Source organism: Pseudomonas fluvialis (assembly GCF_014207935.1).
Classification (GTDB): Bacteria; Pseudomonadota; Gammaproteobacteria; order Pseudomonadales; family Pseudomonadaceae; genus Aquipseudomonas; species Aquipseudomonas fluvialis_A.
Genome location: NZ_JACHLL010000001.1, coordinates 54,577 through 81,277, shown reverse-complemented (window position 1 = coordinate 81,277; position 26,701 = coordinate 54,577). Strand labels below are relative to the sequence as shown.

Annotated in this window: 23 protein-coding genes; 14 read left to right on the top strand and 9 right to left on the bottom strand. The window is 62.9% G+C overall.

Going from position 1 to position 26,701, the window contains the following annotated elements:
- Window positions 1–3: 3 nt before the first annotated feature.
- The 4 genes from pdhA (at window position 4) to HNP49_RS00345 (ending at window position 4,517) form a co-directional block, all read left to right on the top strand.
- Window positions 4–1,098: a pyruvate dehydrogenase (acetyl-transferring) E1 component subunit alpha gene (gene pdhA / locus HNP49_RS00360; RefSeq protein WP_184679632.1), complete on the top strand. Its 1,095-nt coding sequence runs from the start codon at window positions 4–6 to the stop codon at window positions 1,096–1,098.
- Window positions 1,091–2,077 (top strand): alpha-ketoacid dehydrogenase subunit beta, encoded by a 987-nt coding sequence (locus HNP49_RS00355; protein ID WP_184679631.1) that lies wholly within the window; start codon window positions 1,091–1,093, stop codon window positions 2,075–2,077. Before pdhA ends, HNP49_RS00355 begins: the two co-directional genes overlap by 8 nt.
- A 46-nt stretch (window positions 2,078–2,123) precedes the next feature.
- On the top strand, window positions 2,124–3,233 hold the full coding sequence (locus tag HNP49_RS00350; RefSeq protein ID WP_184679630.1) for a dihydrolipoamide acetyltransferase family protein: 1,110 nt from the start codon (window positions 2,124–2,126) through the stop codon (window positions 3,231–3,233).
- A 360-nt stretch (window positions 3,234–3,593) separates the two neighbouring features.
- A complete protein-coding gene (locus HNP49_RS00345) occupies window positions 3,594–4,517 on the top strand; it encodes a sensor domain-containing diguanylate cyclase (protein WP_184679629.1) in 924 nt (307 codons plus the stop codon).
- On the opposite strand, the gene HNP49_RS00340 is transcribed toward HNP49_RS00345, so the two are convergent.
- From HNP49_RS00340 to HNP49_RS00325, 4 genes are all read right to left on the bottom strand, one after another.
- The gene (locus HNP49_RS00340; RefSeq protein ID WP_184679628.1) at window positions 4,505–4,774 is read right to left on the bottom strand and encodes a YebG family protein; all 270 of its coding nucleotides are present in this window, start codon (window positions 4,772–4,774) and stop codon (window positions 4,505–4,507) included. The two genes, HNP49_RS00345 and HNP49_RS00340, sit on opposite strands and share 13 nt — an antisense overlap.
- 97 nt (window positions 4,775–4,871) lie before the next feature.
- The gene (locus HNP49_RS18875; RefSeq protein WP_409372519.1) at window positions 4,872–5,411 is read right to left on the bottom strand and encodes a methyl-accepting chemotaxis protein; all 540 of its coding nucleotides are present in this window, start codon (window positions 5,409–5,411) and stop codon (window positions 4,872–4,874) included.
- Between the two features lie 1,023 nt (window positions 5,412–6,434).
- Complete coding sequence (locus HNP49_RS00330; RefSeq protein ID WP_184679626.1) at window positions 6,435–7,070, bottom strand: 2'-5' RNA ligase family protein; 636 nt, start codon at window positions 7,068–7,070, stop codon at window positions 6,435–6,437.
- A 58-nt stretch (window positions 7,071–7,128) separates the two neighbouring features.
- On the bottom strand, window positions 7,129–9,444 hold the full coding sequence (locus HNP49_RS00325; RefSeq protein ID WP_184679625.1) for a bifunctional diguanylate cyclase/phosphodiesterase: 2,316 nt from the start codon (window positions 9,442–9,444) through the stop codon (window positions 7,129–7,131).
- Between the two features lie 257 nt (window positions 9,445–9,701).
- On the opposite strand from HNP49_RS00325, the gene HNP49_RS00320 reads away from it, so the two are divergent.
- The 4 genes from HNP49_RS00320 (at window position 9,702) to HNP49_RS00305 (ending at window position 14,636) form a co-directional block, all read left to right on the top strand.
- Complete coding sequence (locus HNP49_RS00320; RefSeq protein ID WP_184679624.1) at window positions 9,702–10,439, top strand: nitroreductase family protein; 738 nt, start codon at window positions 9,702–9,704, stop codon at window positions 10,437–10,439.
- 111 nt (window positions 10,440–10,550) lie between these two features.
- A complete protein-coding gene (locus HNP49_RS00315; protein ID WP_184679623.1) occupies window positions 10,551–12,500 on the top strand; it encodes an acyltransferase family protein in 1,950 nt (649 codons plus the stop codon).
- A 378-nt stretch (window positions 12,501–12,878) separates the two neighbouring features.
- Window positions 12,879–13,472, top strand: a complete 594-nt coding sequence (locus tag HNP49_RS00310) for a TetR/AcrR family transcriptional regulator (protein WP_184679622.1) — start codon at window positions 12,879–12,881, stop codon at window positions 13,470–13,472.
- Between the two features lie 54 nt (window positions 13,473–13,526).
- On the top strand, window positions 13,527–14,636 hold the full coding sequence (locus tag HNP49_RS00305) for an NADH:flavin oxidoreductase (protein WP_184679621.1): 1,110 nt from the start codon (window positions 13,527–13,529) through the stop codon (window positions 14,634–14,636).
- Window positions 14,637–14,689: 53 nt separating this feature from the next.
- Here HNP49_RS00305 and HNP49_RS00300 read toward each other — a convergent pair whose 3' ends face one another.
- The 4 genes from HNP49_RS00300 to HNP49_RS00285 form a co-directional block, all read right to left on the bottom strand.
- On the bottom strand, window positions 14,690–15,901 hold the full coding sequence (locus HNP49_RS00300; RefSeq protein WP_184679620.1) for a glycosyltransferase family 1 protein: 1,212 nt from the start codon (window positions 15,899–15,901) through the stop codon (window positions 14,690–14,692).
- A gap of 56 nt (window positions 15,902–15,957) precedes the next feature.
- Window positions 15,958–16,695, bottom strand: a complete 738-nt coding sequence (gene cysZ / locus HNP49_RS00295; RefSeq protein ID WP_184679619.1) for a sulfate transporter CysZ — start codon at window positions 16,693–16,695, stop codon at window positions 15,958–15,960.
- A gap of 33 nt (window positions 16,696–16,728) precedes the next feature.
- Window positions 16,729–18,708, bottom strand: coding sequence for a diguanylate cyclase domain-containing protein (locus HNP49_RS00290; RefSeq protein WP_184679618.1), 1,980 nt, complete (start codon window positions 18,706–18,708; stop codon window positions 16,729–16,731).
- A 170-nt stretch (window positions 18,709–18,878) separates the two neighbouring features.
- Window positions 18,879–19,460 carry a YajG family lipoprotein gene (locus HNP49_RS00285; RefSeq protein WP_184679617.1) on the bottom strand — a complete coding sequence of 194 codons (582 nt, stop codon included), beginning with the start codon at window positions 19,458–19,460 and terminating at the stop codon, window positions 18,879–18,881.
- 134 nt (window positions 19,461–19,594) lie between these two features.
- Here HNP49_RS00285 and HNP49_RS00280 point away from each other — a divergent pair, with 134 nt between their 5' ends.
- From HNP49_RS00280 to HNP49_RS00260, 5 genes are all read left to right on the top strand, one after another.
- Window positions 19,595–19,819, top strand: a complete 225-nt coding sequence (locus HNP49_RS00280) for a hypothetical protein (RefSeq protein ID WP_184679616.1) — start codon at window positions 19,595–19,597, stop codon at window positions 19,817–19,819.
- Between the two features lie 59 nt (window positions 19,820–19,878).
- Window positions 19,879–20,565: a response regulator transcription factor gene (locus tag HNP49_RS00275; RefSeq protein ID WP_184679615.1), complete on the top strand. Its 687-nt coding sequence runs from the start codon at window positions 19,879–19,881 to the stop codon at window positions 20,563–20,565.
- Window positions 20,555–21,829 carry a HAMP domain-containing sensor histidine kinase gene (locus HNP49_RS00270; RefSeq protein ID WP_184679614.1) on the top strand — a complete coding sequence of 425 codons (1,275 nt, stop codon included), beginning with the start codon at window positions 20,555–20,557 and terminating at the stop codon, window positions 21,827–21,829. The genes HNP49_RS00275 and HNP49_RS00270 overlap by 11 nt, the downstream gene beginning before the upstream one ends.
- Before the next feature lie 120 nt (window positions 21,830–21,949).
- On the top strand, window positions 21,950–22,168 hold the full coding sequence (locus HNP49_RS00265) for a hypothetical protein (protein WP_184679613.1): 219 nt from the start codon (window positions 21,950–21,952) through the stop codon (window positions 22,166–22,168).
- Between the two features lie 117 nt (window positions 22,169–22,285).
- Window positions 22,286–25,012 (top strand): LuxR C-terminal-related transcriptional regulator, encoded by a 2,727-nt coding sequence (locus HNP49_RS00260; protein WP_184679612.1) that lies wholly within the window; start codon window positions 22,286–22,288, stop codon window positions 25,010–25,012.
- 17 nt (window positions 25,013–25,029) lie between these two features.
- On the opposite strand, the gene HNP49_RS00255 is transcribed toward HNP49_RS00260, so the two are convergent.
- Window positions 25,030–25,908, bottom strand: a complete 879-nt coding sequence (locus HNP49_RS00255; RefSeq protein ID WP_184679611.1) for a hypothetical protein — start codon at window positions 25,906–25,908, stop codon at window positions 25,030–25,032.
- Between the two features lie 96 nt (window positions 25,909–26,004).
- On the opposite strand from HNP49_RS00255, the gene HNP49_RS00250 reads away from it, so the two are divergent.
- A complete protein-coding gene (locus HNP49_RS00250; RefSeq protein ID WP_184679610.1) occupies window positions 26,005–26,661 on the top strand; it encodes a TetR/AcrR family transcriptional regulator in 657 nt (218 codons plus the stop codon).
- Window positions 26,662–26,701: the final 40 nt, after the last annotated feature.

The window sequence follows — 26,701 nt, the reverse complement described above, 5'->3', positions numbered from 1 at the left end:
CAGATGCCGCATCTACCGATCGACCTCCCCTTTACCCGCTACCTGGATGCTGCCGGCCAGGTGGTCAGAGAACTGCCGGCCTGGGCCGCGGATGGCCAGTTGCTGGTGCGCCTGTACCGACAGATGGTGCTGACCCGGCTGTTCGACCAGAAGGCCGTAGCCCTGCAGCGTACCGGGCGGATCGGCACCTACGCGCCAACCCTCGGTCAGGAGGCCATCGGCGTGGCCATTGGCAGCCTGATGCAGCCCCGCGATGTGCTGGTGCCCTATTACCGCGATACCGCCGTGCAACTGCTGCGCGGGGTGAGCATGCGCGAGATCTTTCTCTACTGGGGTGGCGACGAGCGCGGCAGTGCCTACGCCAGTCCGGCCGCCGCCGAGGACTTTCCGCTGTGCGTGCCGATTGCCACCCAGGCTCTGCATGCCTGCGGCGTGGCCACGGCGTTCAAGGTGCGCGGCGAGCACCGGGTGGCGGTCACCACCTGTGGCGATGGCGCCACCAGCAAGGGTGACTTCCTCGAGGCGCTGAATGTCGCGGGTGCCTGGCAGTTGCCGGTGCTGTTCGTGGTCAACAACAACCAGTGGGCCATCTCCACCCCGCGGCGCATTCAGAGCGGTGCCCCGAGCCTGGCGCAGAAGGCCATCGGCGCCGGCTTTGCCGGTGAACAGGTGGACGGCAACGACATCATCGCCGTCTACGACCGCCTGCAGGTGGCTCTGGAGCGAGCTCGGCAGGGCAAGGGGCCGCACCTGCTGGAGTGCATCAGCTACCGCCTAGGCGACCACACCACCGCCGATGACGCCACCCGCTATCGCTCGGCCGAGGAGGTCAAGCAGGCCTGGCTGGCCGAGCCGATCCGCCGCCTGCAGCGCTACCTGGCCGATCAGGGGTTGTGGGATGAGCAGCAAGAACAGGCGCTGATCACCGAGTGCCAGGCGCAGCTGCAGGAGGCGGTGGACGGCTTCGAGCAGACACCCGCACAGGACTGGTCGTCGGTGCTGGAGCACGTCTATGCACAGTGGCCGGCGGCGCTGGCCGAGCAGCGCGAGTGGCTGGCTGAGCGTGCTGCGCGCGCCGCAGGAGGCGAACATGAGTGAGGTCAAACGCAGTCTGCTGGAGGCGGTCAACCTGGCGCTGCACCGCGCCATGGCCGAGGACGAGAACGTGCTGGTGCTGGGTGAGGATGTCGGCATCAATGGTGGGGTGTTTCGCGCCACCGCCGGCCTGCGCGACAGCTATGGCTTCAAGCGGGTAATCGACACGCCACTGGCCGAAACCATGATCGCCGGGCTGGCCGTGGGCATGGCGGCGCAGGGCCTCAAACCGGTGATGGAAATCCAGTTTCTCGGCTTCATCTATGCCGCCATGGAACACCTGGTGTCGCATGCCAGCCGCCTGCGCAATCGCACCCGCGGGCGCTTGTCCTGTCCGCTGGTGGTGCGCAGTCCGATGGGCGCTGGCATCCGCGCGCCTGAGCATCACAGTGAGAGCACCGAGGCGCTGTTCGCCCATATTCCCGGTCTGCGCGTGGTGATCCCGTCATCGCCGGCACGGGCCTATGGCCTGCTGCTGGCGGCCATCGATGATCCCGATCCGGTGGTGTTTCTCGAACCGACAAGGCTCTACCGCATGAACCCGCAGCCGCTGGCGGACAACGGCCAGCGCTTGCCGCTGGACTGCTGTTTCACCCTGCGCGAAGGCAGCGACCTGACCCTGATCAGCTGGGGTGCCAGCGTGGTGGAAACCCTGCAGGCCGCCGAGCGGCTGGCCGAACAGGGCGTCAGTGCTGAAGTGATCGATGTGGCCACCATCAAGCCGCTTGACCTGGCCACGTTGGAAGCCTCGGTGCGCAAGACCGGGCATTGCGTGATCGTGCATGAGGCACCGCGCAGTGGCGGGATTGGCGCGGAGATCGCCGCCAGCCTCTACGAGCGGGTGCTGCTGGACCTGCAGGCGCCGATCCAGCGGGTCACCGCGCCGGACATTCCGCCGCCGCTGTACCGCCTGGAACCGCTGTATATCCCCGGCGTCGAGGACATCCTCGCGGCCTGTGATCTGGTGCTGCACTACGCCTGAGCCCTCAGCCCCACTCCCGTGGAGCGGGTGGAACAAGGAGATGACGATGAAGTATTTCAAACTGCCGGATCTGGGCGAGGGACTGCAGGAAGCCGAGATCGTCGAGTGGCACGTGAAGACTGGTGAGGCGGTCAAGGCCGACCAGCTGCTGGTCTCGGTAGAAACCGCCAAGGCCATCGTCGACATACCCGCGCCCTATGACGGCGTGGTGGCGAAAATCTTCGGCGGTCCGGGCGACATCCTGCATGTCGGCGAGCCGCTGCTGGGCTACGAGGGCGAAGGGGACAGCGGCACGGTGGTCGGTGAGCTGGCCGCCGGTGGCGCCAGCGGTAGCGACAGCTTCTGCATCGGCGCGGCGCCCTCGACCCGCGAACATCTGGCGCCGCGCGCCACCCCGGCTGTGCGTCAGCTGGCGCGCCAGCTGGGCGTGGAGCTGAGCAGCCTGAACGGCAGCGGTGCCGATGGTCTGGTGACCCGCGCCGATGTCGAGGCGGCAGCGCAGACCCAGAGCAACCGCTTTGGCGGCGAAAAACTGCGCGGCGTGCGGCGCAGCATGGCCCTGAACATGGCGCGTTCCCATGCCGAGGTGGTGCCGGTGGTGCTGGTCGGGGATGCCGATCTGCATCGCTGGCGCGAGGCACGCGACCCGCTGGTGCGCATTGCCCAGGCCATTGCCGTGGCCTGTCGCGCTGAACCGATCTTCAACAGCTGGTTCGATGGTCGCAGTCTGAGCCTGAAAACCCATGAGCAGGTCGATCTGGGGATTGCCGTGGATACCCCGGACGGTCTGTTCGTGCCGGTGCTGCGCAATGTCGGCGCTCGCAGCGCTCAGGACCTGCGTGATGGCATGGCGCGCCTGCGCGCGGACGTGAAGGCACGTTCCATCCCGCCGCAGGAAATGATGGGGGCAACCCTCACCCTGTCGAACTTCGGCACGCTGTTCGGTCGTTATGCCAACCCGGTGATCGTGCCGCCACAGGTGGCCATTCTCGGCGCCGGCGGCATTCGCGACGAACCGGTGGCCTGGCAGGGGCAGGTGGTGATCCACCCGATCCTGCCGCTGTCGCTGACCTTCGATCATCGCGTGGCCACCGGCGGCGAGGCGGCGCGCTTTCTCAAGGCGCTGGTGGATGCACTGGAGCAGGCTGACGCTTAGGGGCTGTTGCCGTTTCGGCGCAGACCGCGTTGCTGCGCCAAATAGCGCCAGGCTAGGCGCAGGGCGCCGGCAATGGTCGTTCCCTTGCCAAGTCCTGCAACAACGACTGGCGCCATTTGCCGCGCAACCCGCAGGGACGGGCCGTTTTTTGCGCACAGCGGTGTTGCTCGATGGCTCATTTAGCTCGCTAAACTTCGCATCTCGCGCCTTGCCGTGCGCAAAAAAAACGGCTCCGTCGCGGCTGTGCCGAAACGGCAACAGACCCTAGTAGGCGCTGACACCTGCCGTCGGCTGCCACGGCGCTGTCGTGATGGCCGGCTATGCTGCCAGTAAGGGCAGGTGGGCCTCGGAGGCCGGGCGATGGACGAGTGGGTAGTGGACAGTGCAATCAGCAGCGACCTGATGCGCGAGCTGCTGCTGTTTCGCGCCATCGCCGACCACTCCCATGCGGTGATCGGTGCGAAGGACCTCGAAGGGCGTTACCTGTTCGTCAACAGTGAGTATTCGCGGCTGTTTCACCGTGCCTGCAGCGAGTTCATCGGGCGTGACGACCATGAGTTGTTTCCGCCGGAAATCGCCCGCGAGTTTCGCAAGGCCGACCTCAAGGTGCAGAAGCGCCGGCAGACCTTGCAGGTCGAGGAAGTCGCGCCGGTAGACGGCCAGTTGCGGCATTTTCTTTCGGTGAAGTTTCCCATCTTCGATCAGCATGGCCAGTTGTATGCCACCGGCCTGGTGGCCACCGACATCACCAGCCTGCGTCAACTGACCAACGAGCTGAAGCTGCTGGCCGATACCGACGGCCTGACCGGGCTGCACAACCGGCGCAAGTTCTTCGAGATCGGTCAGCATGAAGTGCAGCGGGCGCAGCGCTATCAGTTTGCCCTGAGCCTGGTGATGTTCGATCTCGATCACTTCAAGGCGATCAATGACCAGTATGGGCATGCCGTTGGCGACCGTGTGCTGTGCGAGTTCGCCCATCTGCTGGCGGGCAAGGTGCGCAGCAATGACAGCCTGGGCCGCCTGGGTGGCGAGGAGTTTGCCGTGCTGATGCCGCACACCACGGTCACGCAGGCGGCGCACTGGGTGGAACGCTTGCAGAAGCGTCTGCGCAACTGGGCGTTGACCCTGGACGACGGCAGCATGGTTCGTCTGAGCGTGAGTGCCGGGATCAGCCCACTGGATGTTGAGCACAGCAGCTTCGAACAGATGCTCAGCCGCGCCGATGGCCTGCTCTACGAGGCCAAGGCGGCGGGGCGTGACCGCGTCATCTATCAGCTCGGCTGATTGCCTGTGCCATCCTTGAGTTCCTGCAGGGCATCCGGCTGGTTCTTGAAGGCGCGGGCGAAGGTATCGCGGTGCTTGGCCATGAAAATGCCCAGCTCCTCGACCTGCCCTTCGCTGAGCGACGGCACCGCCTGCTGCAGGACTTCGGCCAGCGACTCGGCCAGTTCGAGCATCTTGTCGTGACGGTCGGCTTCGGCCTTATCCATGAACAGGCGCTCCGGATCTCGACTGCTGCGGTACACCACTTCGACGGCCATTCATCACCTCATTCCCATCTGCGTTAGTTAAAATGTTTTACTGTATGCGCATACAGTATAGGTGTTGCTGTGTGTGCCGTGAAGCCCTGTAGCGGCATCAACTGCGGCTGATGCGCTGGTTCAGCTGCTGGGCCAGGCTGGCCAGGCGCTGGCCGAGACTCACCAGGGAATCCTGGGCGTTGAGCAGCTCGGCACTGGCATCGCGCTGGCGGGCACTGGCGGTGTGCTGCTGGGCGCTGAGGTCACGCAGAGTGAGCAACTGTACATGGGCCTGGTCGAGGTTGTGGCTCTGTTCGAGGATGGCGCTGGACAGGTGACGGGTCTGCTCGGCGCTAGCGCGCAGGGCTTCGCCGACATCGCTGACCTGGCTGACGCCAGTGTCCACGGTGCCCTGGGATTGGCCGAGCACGCTCTGTACCGCGTCGGCGGTCTGGTTGCTGCGTTGCGACAGGTTGCGCACTTCTTCGGCCACCACGGCAAAGCCGCGTCCCTGCTCGCCGGCCCGTGCCGCCTCGATCGCCGCGTTGAGGGCCAGCAGGTTGGTCTGCGCGGCGATGGCGCTGATCATCTGCATCGATTCGGCGATGCGCCCATTGCTCTGCTGGATGTCCTGCATGCTCAGCTGGGCCTGGCTCATGCGCTGGGCGCAGTCGTCCATCTGCTGGGAACTGCGCTGGGTGTCGGCGTTCAGTTCGTGCATCTGCTGGTTGCCGTCATCCACCTGCTGCAGCACCCGGGCCAGGGCAGAGTCCAGCTGCTGACTGAGCTCGGCCTGTTCGCGGGCATCGCCGTCGATGCTCTGGCAGCGCTGGTGCATGTGGCCGAGGGTTTGCTGCAGTTGCAGGCCAACCTGCTGCAGCTCTTCGGCACTCTGCCGCACTTCTTCGAGCAGGCCGGCCAGGTTGGCGCTGCTCTGGGCTACCTGGGCAGCATTGGCTTCGGCCTGGCGCAGGCTCTGACCGGCTTCGCTGAGCGCCTGCTCGCGCAGGTGGGTGTTGTACCACTGCGCCAGCCAGAGGGTGAGCATGGGCAGGATGTAGCCGGAAAACTGGTTGACCGTGGCATCTCGTGGGCTCAGCTCGAACTGTGGCAGCGCCGCGCCGCTGCGTTCCAGGCTGATCAGCCACAACACGAAGGCGATCTGCACCAGGGTCCAGAAGCTGGCACTGAGGCCGCCGGCAAGCAGGTAGGCGAAGACGATCAGGGTCGGTGGCCAGAAGATATGCGCCGAATGCAGGCCGCCCAACTGGTACACCAGGATCGAGGCATAGCTGATCATGCAGGCCAGAGCCAGATTGGCGATGACCGTGCGCGACAGCCAGGCCTGGCGCAGGACCAGCAGCATCAGCGGCATGCCGATTATCAGCAGCAGCGAGCCTTCGACCAGGGCACCGTTGCCCAGGCGTCCCCACTTGATCGCGCTGTACAGACCTATGACCAGGCTGCACAGGCCGGAAAAGGCCAGGGTACGTCCCTGCAACAGGCTGGCCTGGTCGCTGTGCTGCTGGGGCAGGAAATGATTGAGAAAGCCTTGGGACATGCGGAGCGCTTCCTTGAGTGAGAGTGGCGCCTACTGCGCGGGACACGCCGGCGAGCCAGTCAGCCCGTGGGGCTCAGGCTCAGTCTTGAGCTTAGTCAATCGGCTGGTCAGGGGTGAGCTTTAGCGGCTGCTCAGGGAAAAACGCTCGATGCAGTGCAACGGGCCTTGCAACTCGTCAGCCTGGTAATGACACAGGCTGAGGCTGCGGCAGGTCAGCCACAGTGGCTGAGTGTGGGGAAAGGCGCGCAGCCGGGCCTGTACCTCGGTGGCTGGCAGGCATTGGTGGTACAGGCCGACAGTCAGATGCGGCAGGTAGGGACTGTCGCGAAAATCATCGCCGCGGGCCAGCTGCTGGCGCAGGTCGGGCAGTTGCCGTTGTGGGTCGCCAACCTTGAGGAAGGCGGCACTGGCAAAACTGTCCAGACCGCCAAGGGTCAGGATGATGGCGCGGGGCGGCTGTTCGCGCAGCTGTTGGCGCAGTGCCGCCAGCTGCAGCGGGCAGGCATCGTCGTCAAGCCGGGTTTGCTCGACCAGAAAACCGGCAATGGCCAGGGTGATATGGGCCTGGCGGTGGCTGTCGGTCAGCCAGGCGCCGAGGTGGTGGCGGGCCTGCTGCAGGCGCTGCAGGACTTCATCCTGCTCGATCTCCAGCAGCCACACGGCATAGTGCTGGCGGCCCCTGTGCCACTCGGGAGGGACGTGCGTGGGGCACGGCAGGGTTTCGCTGGGAGCCAGCAGAGGGTCGGAAAACAGCATGGCGTGGGCCTGGTGGAACGGTCTCGCACCTTAGCAGGCGCCCACTGCCTGCGACCAGTCAGCTGGCGCGACTGATACCAGTGGCGGGAGCCGGACTGGCCGAGTGCAGCCGCAGCCAGGTGATCAGTTCCTGTTCGGGCATGGGTTTGCCGAACAGGAAGCCCTGCATCAGCGGGCAGCCCAGCTCCTGCAGGCGGCGCCGCTCGGTTTCGGTTTCCACGCCTTCGGCAATCACCTGCATCTGCAACTGCTCGCCGAGGGAGAGGATGACCCGGGCGATGCGCTCATCGCCCTGGCCGATCTGCCGGGTGAACGACTTGTCCAGCTTCAGCGCGCTCATCGGCAGGCTTTGTAGGCGTTGCAACGAGGAATAGCCGGTACCGAAGTCATCCATATGCAGGTCGAAGCCCTCGCTGGCCAGGTTGAACAATTGCTGTTCCAGGTTCTGCTGGTGGTCGGCGAAGGCGCTTTCGGTCAGTTCGAAGTGCACCAGACGGCGCGGCACCTGGGCGCTGTCGACAAGGGTGCAGAGCTGTGTGGCCAGGTCGTCCTGCAGCATCTGCTTGACCGACAGGTTGATGTTCAGCTCAAGCCCGGGTTGCACGGCCTGCAGGCGAGGCAGGGCGCTGATGGCGTTGCGGGCGATGTACATGCCCAGTTCGTCGATCAGACCGGACTCTTCGGCCACCGGGATAAAGCGGTCCGGCGGGAACAGCGTGCCGTTGCGTGGCCAGCGCGCCAGGGCTTCGAGCATCAGCGGGCGGCCGTTCGGGTCGACGATCGGCTGGAACCAGACTTCAAGCTGGCCGTTGGCCAGCGCGGCGCGCAGGTCCTGTTCGATGCTCATGCGCTCGCGCACCTGTTCGTGCATCTGCGCGGAGAAGAAGGCAACACTGCCCTTGCCAAGGCTTTTGGCCTCGTACATGGCGATGTCGGCATTGCGCAGCAGCTGATCCTGACTCATGCCGGTCTTGCTGTCGGCGATGCCCATGGAGGCGCTCAGAGTCATGCGGATGCCGTCGATCAGCAGGGGTTGGCGGATGGCTTCAAGCAGGCGCTCGGCAAAGGTCTGCATGCCCAGCTCGTCGCAGTCGCTGATACTGAGAATGGCGAACTCGTCACCTCCCAGGCGGATGGCGCTGTCGCTGGCGCGGATCATGCTGCGGATGCGTTCGGCAATCTGCTGCAGCACGTGGTCGCCGGCTTCATGGCCAAGGCAGTCGTTGACCAGCTTGAAGTTGTCCAGATCGAACAGGTATAGCGTGGTGCGCATGTTGTCGTGGCGTTGCTGCAGGGCCTGGAACAGCACCAGGCATTCGTCGAAATGCTTGCGGTTGCCCAGGCCGGTGAGGGCATCGCGGCGCACTTCGGCATACAGGTCGCGGTGGGCGTGCTTGAGCTCGTTCAGGGTGCTGTGCAGGGAGTGTGACAGCTGATCCAGCTCGTCGCCGACCGGTTGCTCCCCGGGCGCAGGCTGGTGCAGGTGGGCCACTCGCTGCAGGCGGCTGAGTCGGCGCAGCACCAGGTGCTCAAGGAGCAGGGCGACGCTGAGGGTGGCGAGAAACAGGATCAGCAGGCTGTTGCCCAGTTGCAGGCGTTCGGCCAGGGCCAGGTGGCTTTGTGCTGCCAGGGGACGGCTGATCAGCAGGCGCACGTCACTCAGGCCAAGGCAGTCCTTGAGCAGGTCGCTGGCGACAATCTGCGCGCCGGATTCAGTGTCCGGCAGGGGCGAGCCATTGGCCTGCAGGCTGAATGCCACGCCGCTTTCGCTTTGCAGGCGCTGCAGACGAGGAGCATCCAGGTGCCGGGCAAACACCAGCCAGCCGGCGGCAGGCTGGCTCTGGTCCGAGTCGGTGATCGGTCCAATGGCGAGCTGTACCGCGGTGCCTTCGGCCCAAAGTACCAGTTTGATGCCCTCATTCAGCTCACCCTGGCTGCGTTGCGCGAGGATGGGCTTGAGCTGCTGCCACAGCGGGTTATGTGTGGTCACTGTCTGCAGGCGACCATCGTGCAGGTGCAGGCCTTCGAGCACTTGCAGGTCCGTGGAGAGAAACAGCACCAGGTCGATGCCCAGATTCTCCAGCGAATCGCGGGTGTAGTTGCTTTTCAGGTAGGCGCTGCTGCGGGTGTCGAGATAATTCAGGGTGTCATCCCAGCGACTGTAATCCAGCAGGGTATGCAGGAGGTTCTGTTGCTGGCTGTGCAGCAGCGTCTGCAGGCGTCGCAGGTCTGCCTCGGCAAAACGCTGTTCATGGTTGTGCTGGCTGTGGGCCAGCAGGCGCCCGGTGCTCCAGTAACCGATGCCACTGAAGATCAGCAGGATCAGCACCAGATAAAGCAGCATGCGGCTACGCAGGCTTTGATTGAAGGGCATGGGCTACATCCTCCCTGATGCCATGGTGTCAGATGACTGACTCTTGCGGCTGCCCGGCGATTCTGTGATCGATTTGGCAGCTGCTCCCCTCAAGCCCAGAGCATAGCCGGCGTCAGTTGTCGGACAAGTCCGGCGGTCGGCTGATCTGGCCGCTGGGTAGGCCGCACTTTGGCCAAGGGCGCGGCTGATTTGTCCGTGGTGCTTGTGGCTGGCGCCACGTCTCGCTACAAGAGCGGCATCAGCCAAGGAACCTGACCATGAACCAGCCGCTTGCCGATCTGTCCGTTGCGACCTGCTCACCTGCTCAGCTGCGTGCGCTGATCGAGAGTCGCCGTGCCGTGCGTCGTTTTACCAATGAGCCTGTGCCGGAAGCGGTGATCCGCGATTGCCTTGAGCTGGCGGTGCTGGCGCCCAATTCCTGCAACCTGCAGCCGTGGAGCTTCCAGGTGATCCGCGAGCCGGCGCTGCTGGAGCGACTGCACCCGGTGTGCATGGGCCAGCATGCGGCCAGGGCTCCGCTGATCATCGCCGTGCTGGCCCGCCCCGATACCTGGCGTCAGGCGTGTGCCAATGTCATCGACTACTGGCCCGAAGCCGAGGTACCGGAGCGTATCCGGCACTTTTACCGCAAGACCGCGCCCTTTCAGTACAACCAGGGCTGGTGTGGCTGGCGCGGCCTGTTCAAACGCCAGCTGGTGCGTCTGCTCGGGCTGCGCCGGGCGCTGATGCGCACGCCCAACAGTCAGGCGCAGATGAGTCTGTGGGCGGTCAAGTCCACGGCGCTGGCGGCGGAGAACCTGATGCTGGCGTTCCAGAGCCACGGCTACGCCACCTGCCCGATGGAGGGGTTCGACGAGGTGCGTCTGCGCCGGGTGCTGAACCTGCCGCGTCAGGCCATTCCGATCATGCTGCTGGCAGTGGGCAAACCGGGCGAGAAGGCGGTGTATAACCCGCGTCTGCGCTTTCCGCTGGAGCAGCATGTCGAGTGGCTGTAGCGGGAGAAACTAACCCTGGCGTCTCTTTTTCATCATGGTCAGTTAGCTGGAGGTCAATACTGTTTCTATGTTGGCGGGTAACCTAATTAACCAAAATTATCAGAATGTAAAATGAAAAATCCAACAAAAAGAAATGGTCGCGTTATCTATAGCCCGGAAATTGATGGGTTACGATCGGTTGCAGTGCTTGTTGTTATTCTTTATCACTTCGGCGTTCCAGGTTTTTCTGGAGGTTTTGTTGGGGTAGATATTTTCTTTGTAATTAGTGGGTTTCTTATTAGTAGGCTCCTGCTTGAGGAGTTGAAAGAGGGGCGTTTCAAATTCTCGGTGTTCTTTGTGCGAAGGGCTCGCAGATTGTTTCCTGCTCTATTTGTGATATTGCTTTCAACTTTTTGTGTTGGCTTTGTTCTATTTTCGGCAGAGGATATGGAGAGGCTTTCGGGATCGATTGTATATGCATCTATGTCGCTTTCGAATATATTTTTCTGGTTGGAGAGCGACTACTTCGATGCTGCATCTGAGCTTAAGCCTCTATTGCATACGTGGTCGCTGAGTGTCGAGGAACAATTTTATTTGTTTTGGCCGGTGCTGCTGTACTTTCTGCATAAAGTGCCAAGGTCATGGCCTTTGCCTGTTATGGTGATTTGTTTAGGGATTGTCAGTTTGCTTGGGGCAGAGGTGGTTCTCAAAGAGTTCTCGCCGGCCAGTTTTTATCTTACCCCGTTTCGTATTTTTGAATTTGCAATTGGCGCGGGGGTGATTTGGGTTGTCAATTATTTTCCTGGTAGTCAAGTGAGGAAGGTGGCCTCTTCTATTCTTGGTGTGGCTCTAATTATCTACTCTGTACACTTTTTTAATGGCGAGACTCCATTTCCTGGAGTCAATGCTTTGTTTCCCTGCGTAGGAGCTGCGCTGCTGATTTATGCAGGGGGCACAGGTCCGGTTGGTCGGGTGTTGGCCTCTGCCGGCCCTGTGGGTATTGGTAAGATTAGTTATTCTCTTTACTTGACGCATTGGCCGATTTTTGTGTTTTATAAATATCTGCAAATTGAACCGCTCGGAGTGATTGATCAGATAGCACTCCTTGGGGGTACTTTGGTATCGGCACTTGCTCTTTACAATTTCATCGAGAAACCCTTTCGCTTTGGCATGAAAGGCTCCGCGCAGAGTTCGCCTGCTGCATTTGGTCTTGCCTGTGCCATTCTGACGCTGGCTTTGGTACTTCCTGCTGCGGATTCTTGGGCAAACAAAGGGTGGGTTTGGCGATTCAAAGAGAATGAGATGTTCCTGACTCGTTATGATATTAATGATAAGAGCTATGTATGGGATTTGTGGAAGGTTGTAAGTTCAAATAGTGGGCTGCGCTCAGCAAAGGCCAAGATTTATCTGATAGGGGACTCTCAGGCGGCAGACATGCTTAATGCAATTTCTACGACGAAACTCGTAAGTGGTATTAATTCCAATGTTTCGGTTAGCCATATTCAATATTTTTGCGGAGGTGTATTTATTCCTTCTGCTAGTAAAGAAAGTTACTATGGCTTGGAGAATAAGGCTTTTCTAAAAGAAAAAGTAAAGCGAGAGATTTGTGAGGGTCAAAATTCCTCCGCATTCTCGGTCGATATGCTCAAGGGGAGTGAGATAGTTGTTCTTGGTCCGTTTTGGTACGATTACTTGGTTCAGTATCTGCCAGGGACTATAGATAGAATTCGTGAGGGTTCCAGTGCGAAAATAATTGTGGTGGGGCATAAGCATATGTTGGCCAGTAGTACTGGCATATTTAGGTATCACAAGAGTCTATATGGGATTGAAGCCGCAGCCGCTAAATTTATTGATCCTGACACGGTGGCGATAAATAACAGGCTTGAGAAGATAAGTAAGGAAAAGGGTGTTCTGTTTTTCAATCCTTTGAAGTATTTATGCGCTGGGGATTCTGGCTGTAAGGTCGTAGGGCGTCTTGGTGGGCCTATGATGTATGATACTCACCACTTGACGCCTGAAGGTGCTGAGTTTATGGGGGGTAGCTTTGCGCAATGGGTCAAGGAGAATAATGCATTCAACTGAGGTAATAACTTTAGGTTTCGAGTTTTTCGTGGCTCTGCTGAGTTTTACGAGTTAATCTGCGGCCTACTCTAGGAAGAGTACGCCGGATGTACCCAATAAGTCCGTCTGTACTTTGCTCGAGATGGATGCTTTTGTTGTATGGCAGACTCTCTTTGAACTGAACGAAGAGCACTTCATAGGCAGAGCTATCGCCATCTCCACGCTTCGATCTTCTACATACTGATCTTGGCGGTGATGAATTGATCACCTGCTTGCTGTATAGGTCGAGCGTTTCGCGTATGGGGGCGTGCTTTACTCGGTGGCTGACGGGACCATAGTTCTTAATCACCGAAATCAATAATACTGGTCGGGCGAGACGACCGGTCATATGCTCGCTCCATGAGCAAAAGCATCCGACTCGACAAGCGTGATCTGATCCTGACCAAGGGCTCGGCGGTGATGACCCGCCGCGGTTACCACGGCACCGGGGTGCTGGAGATTGTCCAGGCCGCTGGGATTCCCAAGGGCTCGTTCTATCACTACTTCGCCAGCAAGGAAGATTTTGCCCTGCAGGCACTGGAGTATGTCTACCGGCCGCGTCTGCAGCGCTACGCCGAGGCGCTGAGCAATCCGGCCTTGAGCCCGAGTGCGCGGATTCTGGCCTATTACCGCGAGCTGCTGGGGCACTTTCAGCAGCAGGAACGCGTGGAATACCACTGCTTCATCGGCAGCCTGAGTTTCGAGATGAGCGAGTTGCTGCCTGCCGTCGGCGCCCAGGTAGATGCCATCTACGCCGAGTCGCTGGCGATTCTCGAGCGTTGCCTGCTGGAGGCCAGGGCCTGTGGCGAGCTGGCCGCGGACGAAGACTGCACCAACCTGGCCAGCTTCATTACCTGTGCCTGGCAGGGCGTGCTGGGCCGACTCAAGGTCGGCCACAGCATCCGCCCGGTGGAAGAGTTTGTCGTGCGCCTGCAGCGTGTGCTGCAGGGCTGATTTTTTAACCCATTTAACGAGACGACCGGTCGCCTGGCCGGCAGAGGAGCAAGCATGACCGCCCCCGTAAAAGCCCTGTTCGAACCCTTCCGCCTGGGTAGCCTGGAGCTGCCGACCCGCGTGGTGATGGCGCCGATGACCCGTTCCTTTTCCCCGGGCGGTGTGCCCAACAGCAAGGTTATCGAGTACTACCGTCGTCGCGCCGCGGCCGGTGTCGGCCTGATCATCACCGAGGGCACCACCGTCGGCCACGCCGCGGCCAATGGTTATCCCAACGTGCCGCGCTTCTATGGCGAAGATGCCCTGGTCGGCTGGAAGAAGGTGGTCGATGCGGTGCACGCCGAAGGCGGCAAGATCGTCCCGCAGCTGTGGCACGTGGGTAACGTGCGCAAGCTGGGCACCGAGCCGGATGCCAGCGTGCCGGGCTATGGCCCGATGGAGAAACTCAAGGACGGCAACGTCGTGGTGCACGGCATGACCCAGGCCGACATCGACGCGGTGATTGCCGCCTTCGCCCAGGCCGCGCGTGACGCCCAGGCCATCGGCATGGACGGCGTGGAGATCCACGGCGCCCACGGCTACCTGATCGATCAGTTCTTCTGGGAAGGCAGCAACCAGCGCACCGACGGTTACGGTGGCAGCCTGGCCAACCGTTCGCGCTTTGCCATCGAGCTGATTCAGGCCGTACGCGCCGCCGTCGGTCCGGATTTCCCGATCATCTTCCGTTTCTCCCAGTGGAAGCAGCAGGACTACACCGCGCGTCTGGTGACCAGCGCCGAAGATCTGGGCGCCTTCCTCAAACCGCTGTCCGAGGCTGGCGTGGATATCTTCCACTGCTCGACCCGCCGCTTCTGGGAGCCAGAGTTCGACGGCTCCGACCTCAACCTGGCCGGCTGGACCCGTCAGCTCACCGGCAAGCCGACCATCACCGTGGGCAGTGTCGGCCTGGATGGCGAGTTCCTGCAGTTCATGGTCAACACCGACAAGGTGGCGCAGCCGGCCAGCCTGGAAAACCTGCTGGAGCGTCTGAACAAGCAGGAGTTCGACCTGGTGGCCGTGGGCCGTGCCCTGCTGGTGGATGCCGACTGGGCCGTGAAGGTACGCGATGGCCGTGAGCAGGACATCCTGCCGTTCAGCCGCGATGCCCTGATGAGCCTGAACTGAGTTTTCCGCAATACCCCCTGTAGCGGCCACGGGAGCGTTGCCGCTACAGCCTTTCAGCCCCGAGGCGTAAGCCCCGGGGTTTTTTTATGCGTCAGCGAGTGGGGCGGCGGGGTGCTCGGGGCGCTGCTCATGGCCTGGAACAGGCAGGACTCGAACTGCTCGATGATCGCCGTCCAGCCCTGGCGGCTGGCGTGCTGGCGGGCATTCAGACGCACCCGGCGCAGGTGTTCGCGGTCTTCCAGCAGCCAGCCGGCCGCCTCGATGAAGGCTGCCTCGTCGCCGGGCATGGCCAGTGCGCCGGTGTGGCCGTGCTGGATATGTTGGGCGGCGGCAGCCTGATCGTAGGCCACTACCGCCAGCCCGGCGGCCATGGCTTCGAGCACCACATTGCCGAAGGTCTCCGACAGGCTGGGAAAGAGGAACAGATCGCCCGAGGCGTAGTGGCGGGCCAGTTCTTCACCGCGTTGCAGGCCACAGAAGATGGCGTCCGGCAGCTGTTTCTCCAGCGCCTTGCGTTGCGGCCCGTCGCCGACCAGCACCAGACGCAGGCGCTTTGTGGGATGGGCCAGTTGCAGGGCGTGGAAGCTGTCGGCGAGCAGGCCGAGGTTCTTTTCTGCGGCCAGGCGGCCGACGTGCAGCACGGCGATGTCCTGCTCGCCCAGATCCCAGGCCTGGCGCAGTTGCGGGCAGCGCCGGCTGGGGTGGAACAGCAGGCTGTCGACCCCGCGGCTGAGCAGGGTCAGGCGCTCGAAGCCGCGCCGTTGCAGTTCCATCTGCTGGCTGCAGCTGGGCACCAGGGTAGCCTGGCAGCGATTGTGGAAGGCCCGCAGGTAGGCGCCGAGCAGACGGCTGAACAGGCCCAGGCCGTAGTGTTCGCTGTAGTGCTGGAAGTTGCTGTGAAAACCGCTGACGACCGGAATCCCCAGTCGGCGCGCGGCCCGCAGGGCGGACAGCCCCAGCGGGCCCTCGGTGCTGATGTACAGCACGTCCGGGCGTTGCCGGCGCCAGCGGCGCAGCAGCTTGTGCAGGGCCGACTGACCCCATTGCAGGCCGGGGTAGCCGGGCAGGGGCCAGCCGCGGGTTAGCAGTAGATCGTCACTGATGGGTGGGCGGGCCTCGCCAGGCTGGCGCGGGCGGATGATCTGCACACGATGGCCACGCAGGCGCAGGCCATCGACCAGGCGCGCCAGGGTATGGGCCACGCCGTTGATTTCCGGAGGGAAGGTTTCGCTGATCAGGGCGATGTGCAGAGGCTGTGCATTCATGCCAGCAGTCTTGGCTGCTGGCATGAATGCCGTATGTCAGACGTATGACCGCGCGGTTACGCTTGCGTCTGGCGCTCGCGCACCCAGAACAGGGTGGCGCCGGCCACTGCCGCCGGCATCACCAGGATATTGGCAAAGGGAACCAGCAGCGCGAGGTACACCGAGCCGCCGAAGCCCAGGCTCTGCCAGCGCTTCTCGCGCAGCCAGGCGAGCATCTCGTTCCAACCCAGCTTGTTGTTGTCCGCCGGGTAGTCGATGTACTGGATGGCCATCATCCAGACGCCGAACAGCAGCCACAGGGGAATGGCCACCAGGTTGATCACCGGAATAAAGGTGAGGATCAACAGGACCAGCGCGCGCGGCAGGAAGTAGCCGAGCTTGCGCAGTTCGCGGCCAACGGTGCGCGGCACCATGGCGGAGAGCTCGGCCAGGCTGAAGGGCGGGAAGTCGTCCGTGCCGCGCAGCACGACTTCTACCTTCTCGGCGAGAAAGCCGTTGAAGGGCGCGGCGATGATGTTGGCCAGCAGGCTGAAGGTGAAAAACACCGTAAACAGCAGGAGCACTACGAACAGCGGCCACAGCAACCAGTTCAGCCAGCTCAGCCAGTCCGGCACCGAGCCCATCAACTGTTCGAGCAGGCCGCCGAACTGCTGCACGGCGAGCACGATCAGGCCGCCGAACACCAGCAGGTTGACCAGCAATGGCAGCAGCACGAATAGGCGCAGGCCGGGGCGCAGCATCAGCTTGAGGCCTTCGGCCAGGTATTGCGGGCCGTTGAGGACGACTGGGGGCATGGCAGGCTCCAGGGCAGGAAAAGTGCGCCGACCTTAACGATTTTCCGTCAGAGGGGAAAGTGCGTCGCCCTGGTAGACACAGGCGCGATTGCGCTGCTGCTTGGCCTGGTACATGGCCGCGTCGGCAGCACTGATCAGGGTTGCCGCCTCGTCGGCATGTTCTGGGTAGAGGGCGATGCCGATGCTTGGGGTGACAAAGTCGACCATCACCTGCTTCAGGTAGATCGGTTCATGCAGGCTGGCCAGCAGCCGTGCTGCGAGGCGCTGGGAGCTGTCGAGGGTGCCGCCGGGCATCAGCAGGGTGAATTCGTCACCGCCCAGGCGGTACACCCGGTCTGGTGCGCGCAGGCTGTTGCGCAGGCGTTCTGCAATCTGTGTCAGCAGTTCGTCACCGGCGTCATGGCCGAAGCGGTCGTTGACCTCCTTGAAACGGTCCAGGTCGATGTAGAACAGGGCCAGCGGGCGTTGCAACTGGTCCGCCTCGTCCAGCGCCTGCTTGAGCTGTTCGAGAAAGGCCTTGCGATTGCCCAGGCCGGTCAGCGTGTCGCGATAGGCCATCTCCATGAGTTGGTTCTGCAGAGCCACCTGGCCGCTGACATCGCGCACGATGCCGCGGTAGCCCAGCAGTGTGCCGTGGCTGTCACGGATGGGTGAGAATCGCCCCTCGAAATGGCCATAGCTGCCATTGCGCCGTTGTAAGGGCACGCTGATCACCGTATTGCCATCGCTGTGGATGGCTTCACGGAACAGCTCGCGGGCACGCACGGCGTCCTCGGCGCTCAATGCCTGCAGCATGTCCATGTTCTCCAGTGCGCCGCCCGGGTAGCCGAGCATCTTTTCCAGGGCCGGATTGGCGGTCAGGACCCGGCCGTTGGTGTCCAGTTCGAAGAAGCCATCCTGGATGTTGTTGAGAATCGCCAGGTCACGGCTTTCGCTCTGCTCGACCCGTTCGAGCATGTGGTTGATCTCACCGGCCAGTTGCCCCAGCTCATCGCGACCTTCCATCGTCAGGCGTTCACGCTGGTTGTCCTGGCCGATCTGTCCGACTTGCTGGTGCATGCGCAGCAGGCGCCGCAGGACCCAGACCTCCAGACCCAGGTAGCCGATGCCGGCGCTGATCAGCATGATCAGCAGCACGCCGGTAAAGAACAGGTTGATCACCTGCTGGCCCTGGCGGTAGATCGGCCGGTCGCGACTCAGTAACAGGCTCAGGGCTGGCTGCCCCTCCTGGGTAACCATGCTCAGGCGGGTTTCCTGAAGATTGCCGACCAGCAGACGCGGTGTCAGCCAGGCCTGACTGCGCATCTGCTTGCTGTGGATATCGAGTGCGAAGGCTTTGCCCGGAGCGCTGGGGTTGTCTTCCAGCACCAGCTTCTGCAGCAGCCGATTCTCCAGGCCTTTTTGCCATTCGCTGGTGATGAAGAACCCCATCACCAGAATGCCATTGGGGCGCTTGTCGGCATCGGAGTTGCTGATCGGCGAGCTGGTGGCCAGCAAGGGGTGGCGGTCGAGGTCGAACCACTCGGTGAGGCTGTCGGCAGGGTTTTCGCGATACTGGTTGAAGCCGCTGCGAGCCAACTGGTTCAGGGTGCGCAGCTTGACCAGTGTCGGGTCGTGCTGGCGATCCAGTTGCAGTCCGGGCAACTGCTCGGCTTCGGGTACATGCCAGATCTCTTCGATCAGGCGGCCCTGATGGTCGTACAGCAGGATGAAGTGCAGGCCGAGGTTGTCCAGAGTATCCAGGGTCAGGTTGCTGCTGCGGTATTCCGGATTGCGCTGCTCGACGAAGCGATAGCTGTCATCCCACCAGGCCCAGTCGCGACTCAGGGTCTGCAGGTGTTCCATCTGCTGGTGCAGCTCGCGGTGCAGCTGGTTGGCCGATTCGGCCAGATGATCGGCGTCCAGCTGATCGAAACGCTGCAGCAACAGGTGCTGGCTAAGCAGCCACACGGCGCACAGGCTGATCAGCATCAGCGGCAGAAACAACAGGAGCAGGCGGCGGCGCAGGGGCATGAAAAACTCTCGCGGCGGAGGCGACTTCTCCTTGAGTATAGGCCGCTATCTCATCGCTTCATGATTGATGGCTACCAGCGTTGATCTGCGTGCCGTTATGGGGCGGTGGTGATAGTCAACGGTACAAAAAAAGCCCGCTTTTGCGGGCTCTTTCTTCCGGGCGAAAGCCTTCAGCGCAAGGCCTGGCCAATGCTCTGGTCCTTGAAGACGCGGGTCAGCGCATCGCTGAGTACATCGCTGACCAGCTTGCTGTTGGTTTCCTCGTTGGGCGCCATACCGAAACGCTGGTTCAGGGCCGCCGAGTAGCGGCCGGAGTAGCGGCGCCCGTTGTTCTGTACGTCGGCGCGGAAGACGGCCTTGATGTTGGCTTCGGTGACGTAGGAGCCGTCCTTGGGCGACTGGTAGGTCAGTTCGGCCAGGGTCAGGGTGATCTGCGGTGCGTTGTAGGCATTGGGCGTCGGGGTAAAGCCGAGCAGACGTACGCCGGCGTCGGCCTGGGCCTGCAGGCGCGGCAGCAGGGTCTGGCCATTGACCGTGATATTGCTGGTTTCGGCGTACAGGCCGCCGCGGCTGCCCAGCACTGGCGAGGGGCGGCCATCGACCACCTTGACCGAGACCGGCTGGCCCTGGCCGACGGCCATCAACGGACCATTGAGCAGCGGTTGCGGCTCCAGTTGTTGCGGGCTGAGGGCGCAGCCGGCGAGGCTCAGGCTGGCAACAGTGAACACTCCGAGCAACAGACGGTGCAGCATGCGTGACTCTCCACGATGGATGGGAAATGGCCGGCAGTATACCGAGCGCCTGGCCGCAGTGGCAGTGCGCGGCGCTGTCATGCGCGTGTCACTTGGATTGGCGATAACTGCTGCAGTTCCCGGAGGTGTTGCCCATGCTGGCCTTACTCATGCTGTTTCGCCCGGCGCCGTGGCGCCAGTTCGTTCTTCTGGATGCCGAGCAGCGCTGCCTGGTCATGCGCTGTGCCCGACAGCGTCCGGAGGTCGGGAACTGGGTCGAGGTTAGCGAATTTTCCCTGTCCTGGCTGGGGCAGCCTTTGCCTCAGGAGGCCGTTCTGCCGTCTCTGCCAACACCCCGGCAATGGTTGTTGGCGAGCTGAAGTTAAGCCAGGGCTAAGCCTCTCGCGGTATGCTGCGTCCCTCTGTGGGGGAGGTAAGCATGCGTATCCTGCTGGTCGAAGACAATCGCGACATCCTGGCCAATCTGGCCGATTACCTGACGCTCAAGGGCTATACCGTCGACTGCGCGCAGGATGGCCTCAGTGGTCTGAAACTGGCCAGCAGCCAGCACTTCGATTTGCTGGTGCTGGACGTCATGCTGCCCGGCATCGACGGTTTTACCCTGTGTCAGCGTCTGCGCGAGGAAGCGCGCAGCAGCACGCCGGTGATCATGCTCACCGCCCGCGATACACTGGATGACCGTCTGCAGGGCTTTCGCAGTGGCGCAGATGACTACCTGCTGAAACCCTTTGCCCTTTCCGAGTTGGCCGCGCGGATTGAGGCGGTGCTGCGCCGCAGTCAGGGCATGGGCAAGCGCCAGCTGCAGGTCGGCGATCTCGCGTATGACCTCGATACCCTCGAGGTCAGTCGCAGCGGGCGGCATCTCAAACTCAATCCGCTGGGGCTGAAAATCCTCGAAATCCTCATGCAGCGCAGTCCCAACGTGGTACGTCGCGATGCGCTGGAGGAAGCCATCTGGGGCGACGACTGCCCGGACAGCGACAGCCTGCGCAGCCACATTCATCAGCTGCGCCAGGTGATCGACAAGCCCTTTGCTCAGCCGCTGCTGCACACCGTGCATGGCGTCGGCTATCGACTGCTGGCGGAGCCTGCCGATGTGGTTTAAGCCCGGTCTGGCACAGCGCATCGTCATTGCCTTCGTGGTGATGACCACGCTGGTGGCCGGGGCCTTTGCCCTGGGTATTGTCGGTACGGTGTACATGATCGAGGAACGCCTGATCTCCCAGACGCTGGGGGGCGATCTCGACCGTCTGTTACGCATGGACAGTATGGAGAACTGGCGGCACCGTCCGGAGCGCGACCAGCTGTTCTATATCTCCCGCGGGCCGGGTGACTTTGCCATGCCCGCCGACCTGCAGGACCTCAGCCAGGGCTTTCATGAGGTATTTCGTCCGCCCAAGGCCTATCACGCGGTGATTCGCGAGGTGGCCGGGCGCCGTTATGCCTTGCTGCAGGACCAGAGCGATTTCGAGGAGCGCGAGCATGTGCTGTTCGGAGTCGTACTGGTCGGTTTCCTGATCAGCGTGGCCATGGCCAGCGGTCTGGGTGTGTTCATGGCGCGTCGGGTCATGGCGCCGCTGATCAACCTGGCGGCCAAGGTGCGCCGGCGCGAGCAGCAGCTCAGCGAGGCGCCGGCCCTGGCACCTCAGTTTCCGTCTGACGAGGTGGGACAACTGGCGGCGGCCTTCGATGACACGCTGGGGCAACTACGCCAGGCTTTGACCCGCGAGCGGCTGTTCACCAGCGATGTCAGTCATGAACTGCGTACGCCACTGATGGTCATTGCCACCTCCTGCGAACTGCTCCAGGCCAACCCGGCTCTGGGCGCCCGCGAGCAAGGTCACCTCGGCAAGATTGCCCGTTCCTGCGAGGAGATGCGTGATCTGGCACAGACCTTCCTGTTACTGGCGCGTGCCGAGCACCAGCAGGTGGCGCATGCCGCCCAGCAGAGCCTTCGTGAGGTAGCCGACGAGCTGGCCGGGCAGTGGCGCGGGGAGATCGAGAGCAAGGGGCTGCGCTTTGACTACGCCCCGTCGGAGACCTCGGCTGGCCTGTACCACGGACCGTTCCTGCGCACCGTGCTGAGCAACCTGCTGCGCAATGCCCTGCACTACACGCAGAGCGGCCATGTCGCGCTAACCCTCAGTGCCGAGGGTTTTGTTGTCGAGGACAGTGGGATCGGCATCCCCGCGGAGTTTCAGGATGCGGTGTTCCAGGCCTTCCAGCGTGGTGCCCAGGCCGGTGGCGAGGGCAAGGGCGTCGGCCTGTCGCTGGTGCAGCGCATCTGTCACCTGCAGGGCTGGCAGGTGCTGCTTACTGAAGCGCAGCCGCATGGCTGCCGTTTCTACGTTCGATTACTCCCGGCTTGACACTTTTTTCATGGCGAGCCGGGCACAGTGGCCACCGTTGGTCAGTTGGTGCTGGCCGTGGAGACCTTCTGAACTAGTGTTCTGACAGGTGTGTTGCTTCTTTTTCAAGAGGTTGCGGATATGAAGCTAGAAACTACTCGAGCTTTGTTTCTCGTCCTGTCGCTGGGCACGCTGGGTGCTGCGGTAGCGGCCTGGCAGGAGCCGGGTCTCAAGGTGGTCGGCAGCACCGCGCGTTGTGCGGTACCGGTCAGTACGCCAGACCTGGCCGCACAGCCGGCGCAGAATGACCTCCTGCTGCTGATGTTTGGCTTGTCCCAGGGCATTCGCGCGGCTAGTTGAGCGCGTCTGGCGCTCTGCCGCATGGGCAAGATGGCGTCTTTGGGGCTTTTCTGCGCCTCGCCAACTGGTTAGTCTGCCCGCAGCAATTTCTGCCAGAACCAGAGACCCGCGCGGCGGATGAATGACCTGTCCCGTACCTCGCTCAGTCCCATCAGCCTGACCACGGCTGCCCCGACTTTTCGTCCACCGCTGCCGGCCGGTTATGTGCCACGCCCACGGTTGTGCCAGCGCCTGCTGCAAGGGCTCGATGGACGGCTGTTGCTGATCTGCGCACCGGCCGGCTTCGGCAAGAGTTCCCTGGCCAGCGAGTTCTGCGAACACCTGCCGTCGCCTTGGCGCAGCCTGTGGCTGCCGCTCAGCAGTCGCGATGGCGACCCCGGCCGCTTCCTCGAACGCCTGCTGGAAACCCTTCGTCAGTGCTTCCCGCAACTGGGCGAGCAGGCGCTGGGCATGCTCAAGCTGCGTCAGCGGCACCAGCCCTTTGCCTATGAGGAATGCCTGGACAGTCTGCTCGATGAGCTGGCTGCGCAGTTGCACGGCGATCAGCCGGTGCTGCTGGTGCTGGATGACTATCATCTGGCCCAGGGCGCGGTGCTCGACCGCTGTCTGCAGTTTCTGCTCAACCACCTGCCGGCGGGGCTGGTGCTGCTGGTCACCAGTCGCCAGCGCCCCGACTGGCATCTGGCGCGCCTGCGTCTGTCACGGCAGTTGCTCAAACTCACCGAACAGGACCTGCGCCTGACCGCCGAGGAAAGTGCCGCGGTACTCGCCGAACAGGGCACCAGCCTGCCGCGCGGCGAGCTGGAAGGGCTGCTGGCGCGCAGTGAGGGCTGGGTCGCCGGCTTGCGTCTGTGGTTGCTCACTCAGCAGGGTGATACGGCATCCGGCGGTGCCTTGCCCCATGGCGGCGAAGGCCTGATCCGCGACTACCTGCTGGAGGAAGTGATCGAGCGGCTGCCCGTCGAGTTGCAGAGCTTTCTCTACGAAACCGCCTGCCAGGAGCGCTTCTGCGCCGAGCTGTGTGATGCCGTGCGCGATGCCCATGACAGCGCCGCGCTGCTCGAGCACCTGCGCGAGCATCAGGTGTTTCTGGTGCCGCTGGATGAGCAGGGCAAGTGGTTCCGTTATCACCACCTGTTTTCCGACCTGTTGCGCTCGCGTCCGGCCCATCGCCTGAGCGTGCCGCCTGCCAGCCTGTATCTGCGTGCCTGTCGCTGGTTCAGCAGCCAGGGTCTGCTGGACGATGCTATCGAGCAGGCCCTACGCGCCGGCCAGCCGGATGTGGCGGCCAGCCTGGTGCAGAACCTCTCCGAGGAGCAACTGCTCGCCGAACAGAACGTAGCCATGCTGCTGCGCTGGAAGATGGACCTGCCGGATAGTCTGCTGGCCAGCTCGCCGCGCTTGATCGTGCTGTACAGTTGGGTGCTGGCGTTGGCTTGCCAGCTGGACGCCGCGCAGGATCTGATCGGCCAGCTCGGTCGTTTCCTGCCGGCGCCTTCGGCTCAGGAGCAGGGCGAGCTGCTGGGCCAGTGGCTGGCCCTGAGCGGCGTGATCGCCCGCGCCCGCGGCGACATGGGCACGGCCGAGCAGTATTGCGCCGCCGCGCTGGCGGCATTGTCCGAAGGCCGCTACGGCCAGCGCCTGATGTGCCTGTCGACCCTGGCCAACCTGGCGGTGGCGCGTGGCGATCTGTGGCGCGCACGCGGCCTCAACCGCGATGCGCTGGAGCTGACCCAGCGCATCGGCAATCCGCTGTTCGAGGCGCTGGCGCACTATGACCGTGCCCGCGTGTTGCAGGCTCGCGGCGAAGTGCTGCGTGCCCAGGACGAGGTCGAGCAGGGGCTTGCCTGCCTGCAGCACCTGTCTGCTGGGCGCCTGTATGCGGTACGTGCGCGCTTGAACATCTACCGGGGTTATTTGCTGACTCTGCGCCTGCAGCCAGAGGCGGCCACCTTGGCGCTGCAGGCCGGCATCGCCGAGGCGCGTGCCTGTCGCGACATCAGCCTGCTGCTGGGCTACTGCGTGCTGGCCAGTCTCAAGGCCCGTCAGGGCCAGCTGGCCGAAGGCTTTGCCCAACTGGCCGAGGCTGAACGGTTGATGCACATCTGGGACATTCCGCCGGTCTTCTATCTGGCCATGATCACCCTGGTGAAATGCGAGCTGTGGCTGCAACAGGGCCAGCTGGAACTGGCCGAGGCCTGGCTGCAGCGCATGGCCCACACCTACGGTGGCGACCTGGCCGCAGTGGCGCCGGAGTTCCATCCGCAGTTGCCGCTGCATGTGGCGCTGGAGCAGGCGGCCCTGGCGCGGCTGCAGGGCAATTTGGGCGAGGCGGAGCGGCGCCTGCGGGGGCTGATCCTGCATGCGCAGAATGCCGGGGCGCTGCTGTTGGCCGTGATGGCGCAGGTGCAGCTGAGCCTGCTGCTGCACGCCGATGGGCGTGAACGCGAGGCCCAGCAAAGTCTCTCGGTCGCCTTGCAGGGGGCAGCCGGTGGTGCCCTGCTGCCATTCCAGGAGTTACTCGGTCATCAGCCGCAGTGGTTGGCCGAGCAGTTGGCCCTGCGGGCGCCCAGCGCCTTGCGCAGCGATTTGCAGGCCTTGTTGCCGCTGAATGCCAGTGAGGCGCCCGTTATCCAGACAGCCGGCGGCGAGGCTCTCAGTGCTCGTGAGCTGGCCGTCCTGCGGCTGATTGCGCAGGGCTGTTCCAACCAGGAAATCAGCGAGCGCCTGTTCATCTCCCTGCACACAGTCAAAACCCATGCCCGTCATATCAACGGCAAGCTCGGCGTGGAGCGCCGCACCCAGGCCGTGGCGCATGCCAAGGCTTTGGGACTTCTGGATTGATCCGTTTGAACAGGTTCTTAGGGTTTGCCCGCTGGTAGGGCCGGTGTTGCCTCGCTGGCCGGTAGCGACAGGTCGAGACGTTTGACCGGCGCCGTACCGGGCGCCGGCTTGGCCAGCTGGCGACTGACATCGTCCTGAATCGCGCTGAGTACCGGTAGCAGGTCGGCCATATTGCTACGCACCTCGGTGTAGGCGTGCTGGCGGCTCAGGGTCTCGATGCGAGTGAGCAGGTCGACGCGTACCGGCTGCTGCAGGTGGACGAATAGGTCGGGCAACTGTTTAGCCAGCTCGGCGCTATACAACACCAGTTCCTCGCGGTCGAACTGCTTGGTCAGGTCGAGGTAGTCGATGGCGCTGGAGGTCAGCATAGCCGCCGCCGCCTTGGTTTCGCCCAGGCCTTTCAAACGCACCGGGCTGCCTTGTTCGCTGGCCGCCAGGGTCATCCAGAACTCGGTGGTGAGGGTGAACAGGATGGCCTGCTGACGCAGTGAGTAGGTCATCAGACCGAGCGCTTCGGCGCCGTACGGCTGCTGCACGGCCTTGAAGTCGAAGTACAGACGCATCAGCTCCTTGAGCTGGAACAGCACCTCGCGGGCCTCGTTCTGGCGCAGCTCCAGCGGTGCATAGATGTTCAGCTGTGGCTTGAAGTTGTCCGGGCTGGTCATGCGCTGGTAGATCGGCCCGGTGAACTCGCCGCTGCGTCGGGGCAGGGCGTTGACCTGGGTCTTGTCGATCTTGTCCAGCGCCTCGATCAGCAGGCGGTAGTCGCCACTGCTCCAGGGACGCTGGATGTCGGGAATCTTCTGCCCCAGGTAGAACAGCTCGGCGGCGGGCAGGCGACTGCTGACTAGTAAAAGGATGGCCAGCGGCCAGAGCAGTCGGCGTGTTAGGGTCATGACGGGTATCCGCAGCAAGGGGCGCGGCAAGAGTAACGGCTTGTCCCTGACGGAGTCACCCTGTCTTGGGTGGGGTTTGGCAGTTCTGGAGCGAAGATGAATCAGGCCGATCTGGGTGTGGTGCGTGCGGTATTCGAGGACCTTGGCGGGGTGCAGGCGGTAGCGCGCGAGCAGGGCGAGGGACCGCTGGTCAGCCATCTGCAGCGCACCAATATCCAGCTGGCCGCAATCCCGGTGTTCGTGCGCAAGGGGCTGGCCGACACCACGGTGAATGATCTGCTGGAGGCTGCCCAGGTTTCGCGGCGCACGTTCTACAAATATTTCGCCAACAAGATGGACGTGCTCGAGGGCATCTACTGCACGGCGGTGGCGCTGCTGCTGGCGCGCTTTCGCGAATTGCAGCCGGGAGCCGATATGGAGAGCTGGCTGCGCGCCATGGTCGGATTGTTCTTCGACTATCACCTGTCGGTGGGGCCGATCATCCGCCTGATGCAGGAAGAGGCGCTACGCGGCGACTCGCCGCTGGCGGTGCATCGTCAGCAGGCCCATGCCGAAATGCAGGCGCTGTTGCAGCAACGCCTGGCCCTGACCGGCAAGGAGTTCCCGACGCTGACCTACCAGGCGCTGATCTGGGCGATGGAGGCGGCCTCGCTCAATCTGCTCAACCGCGCCGCGCCACGGCAGGAGATCGGCGAGGCCAAGACCGTGCTGGGCGACCTTTTGCTGGCGGTGCTTTGTCCTCGCACGACCTAGGTTGGGGCGCATGATGGTCGGTGTCGTGCTCTGATGGTGG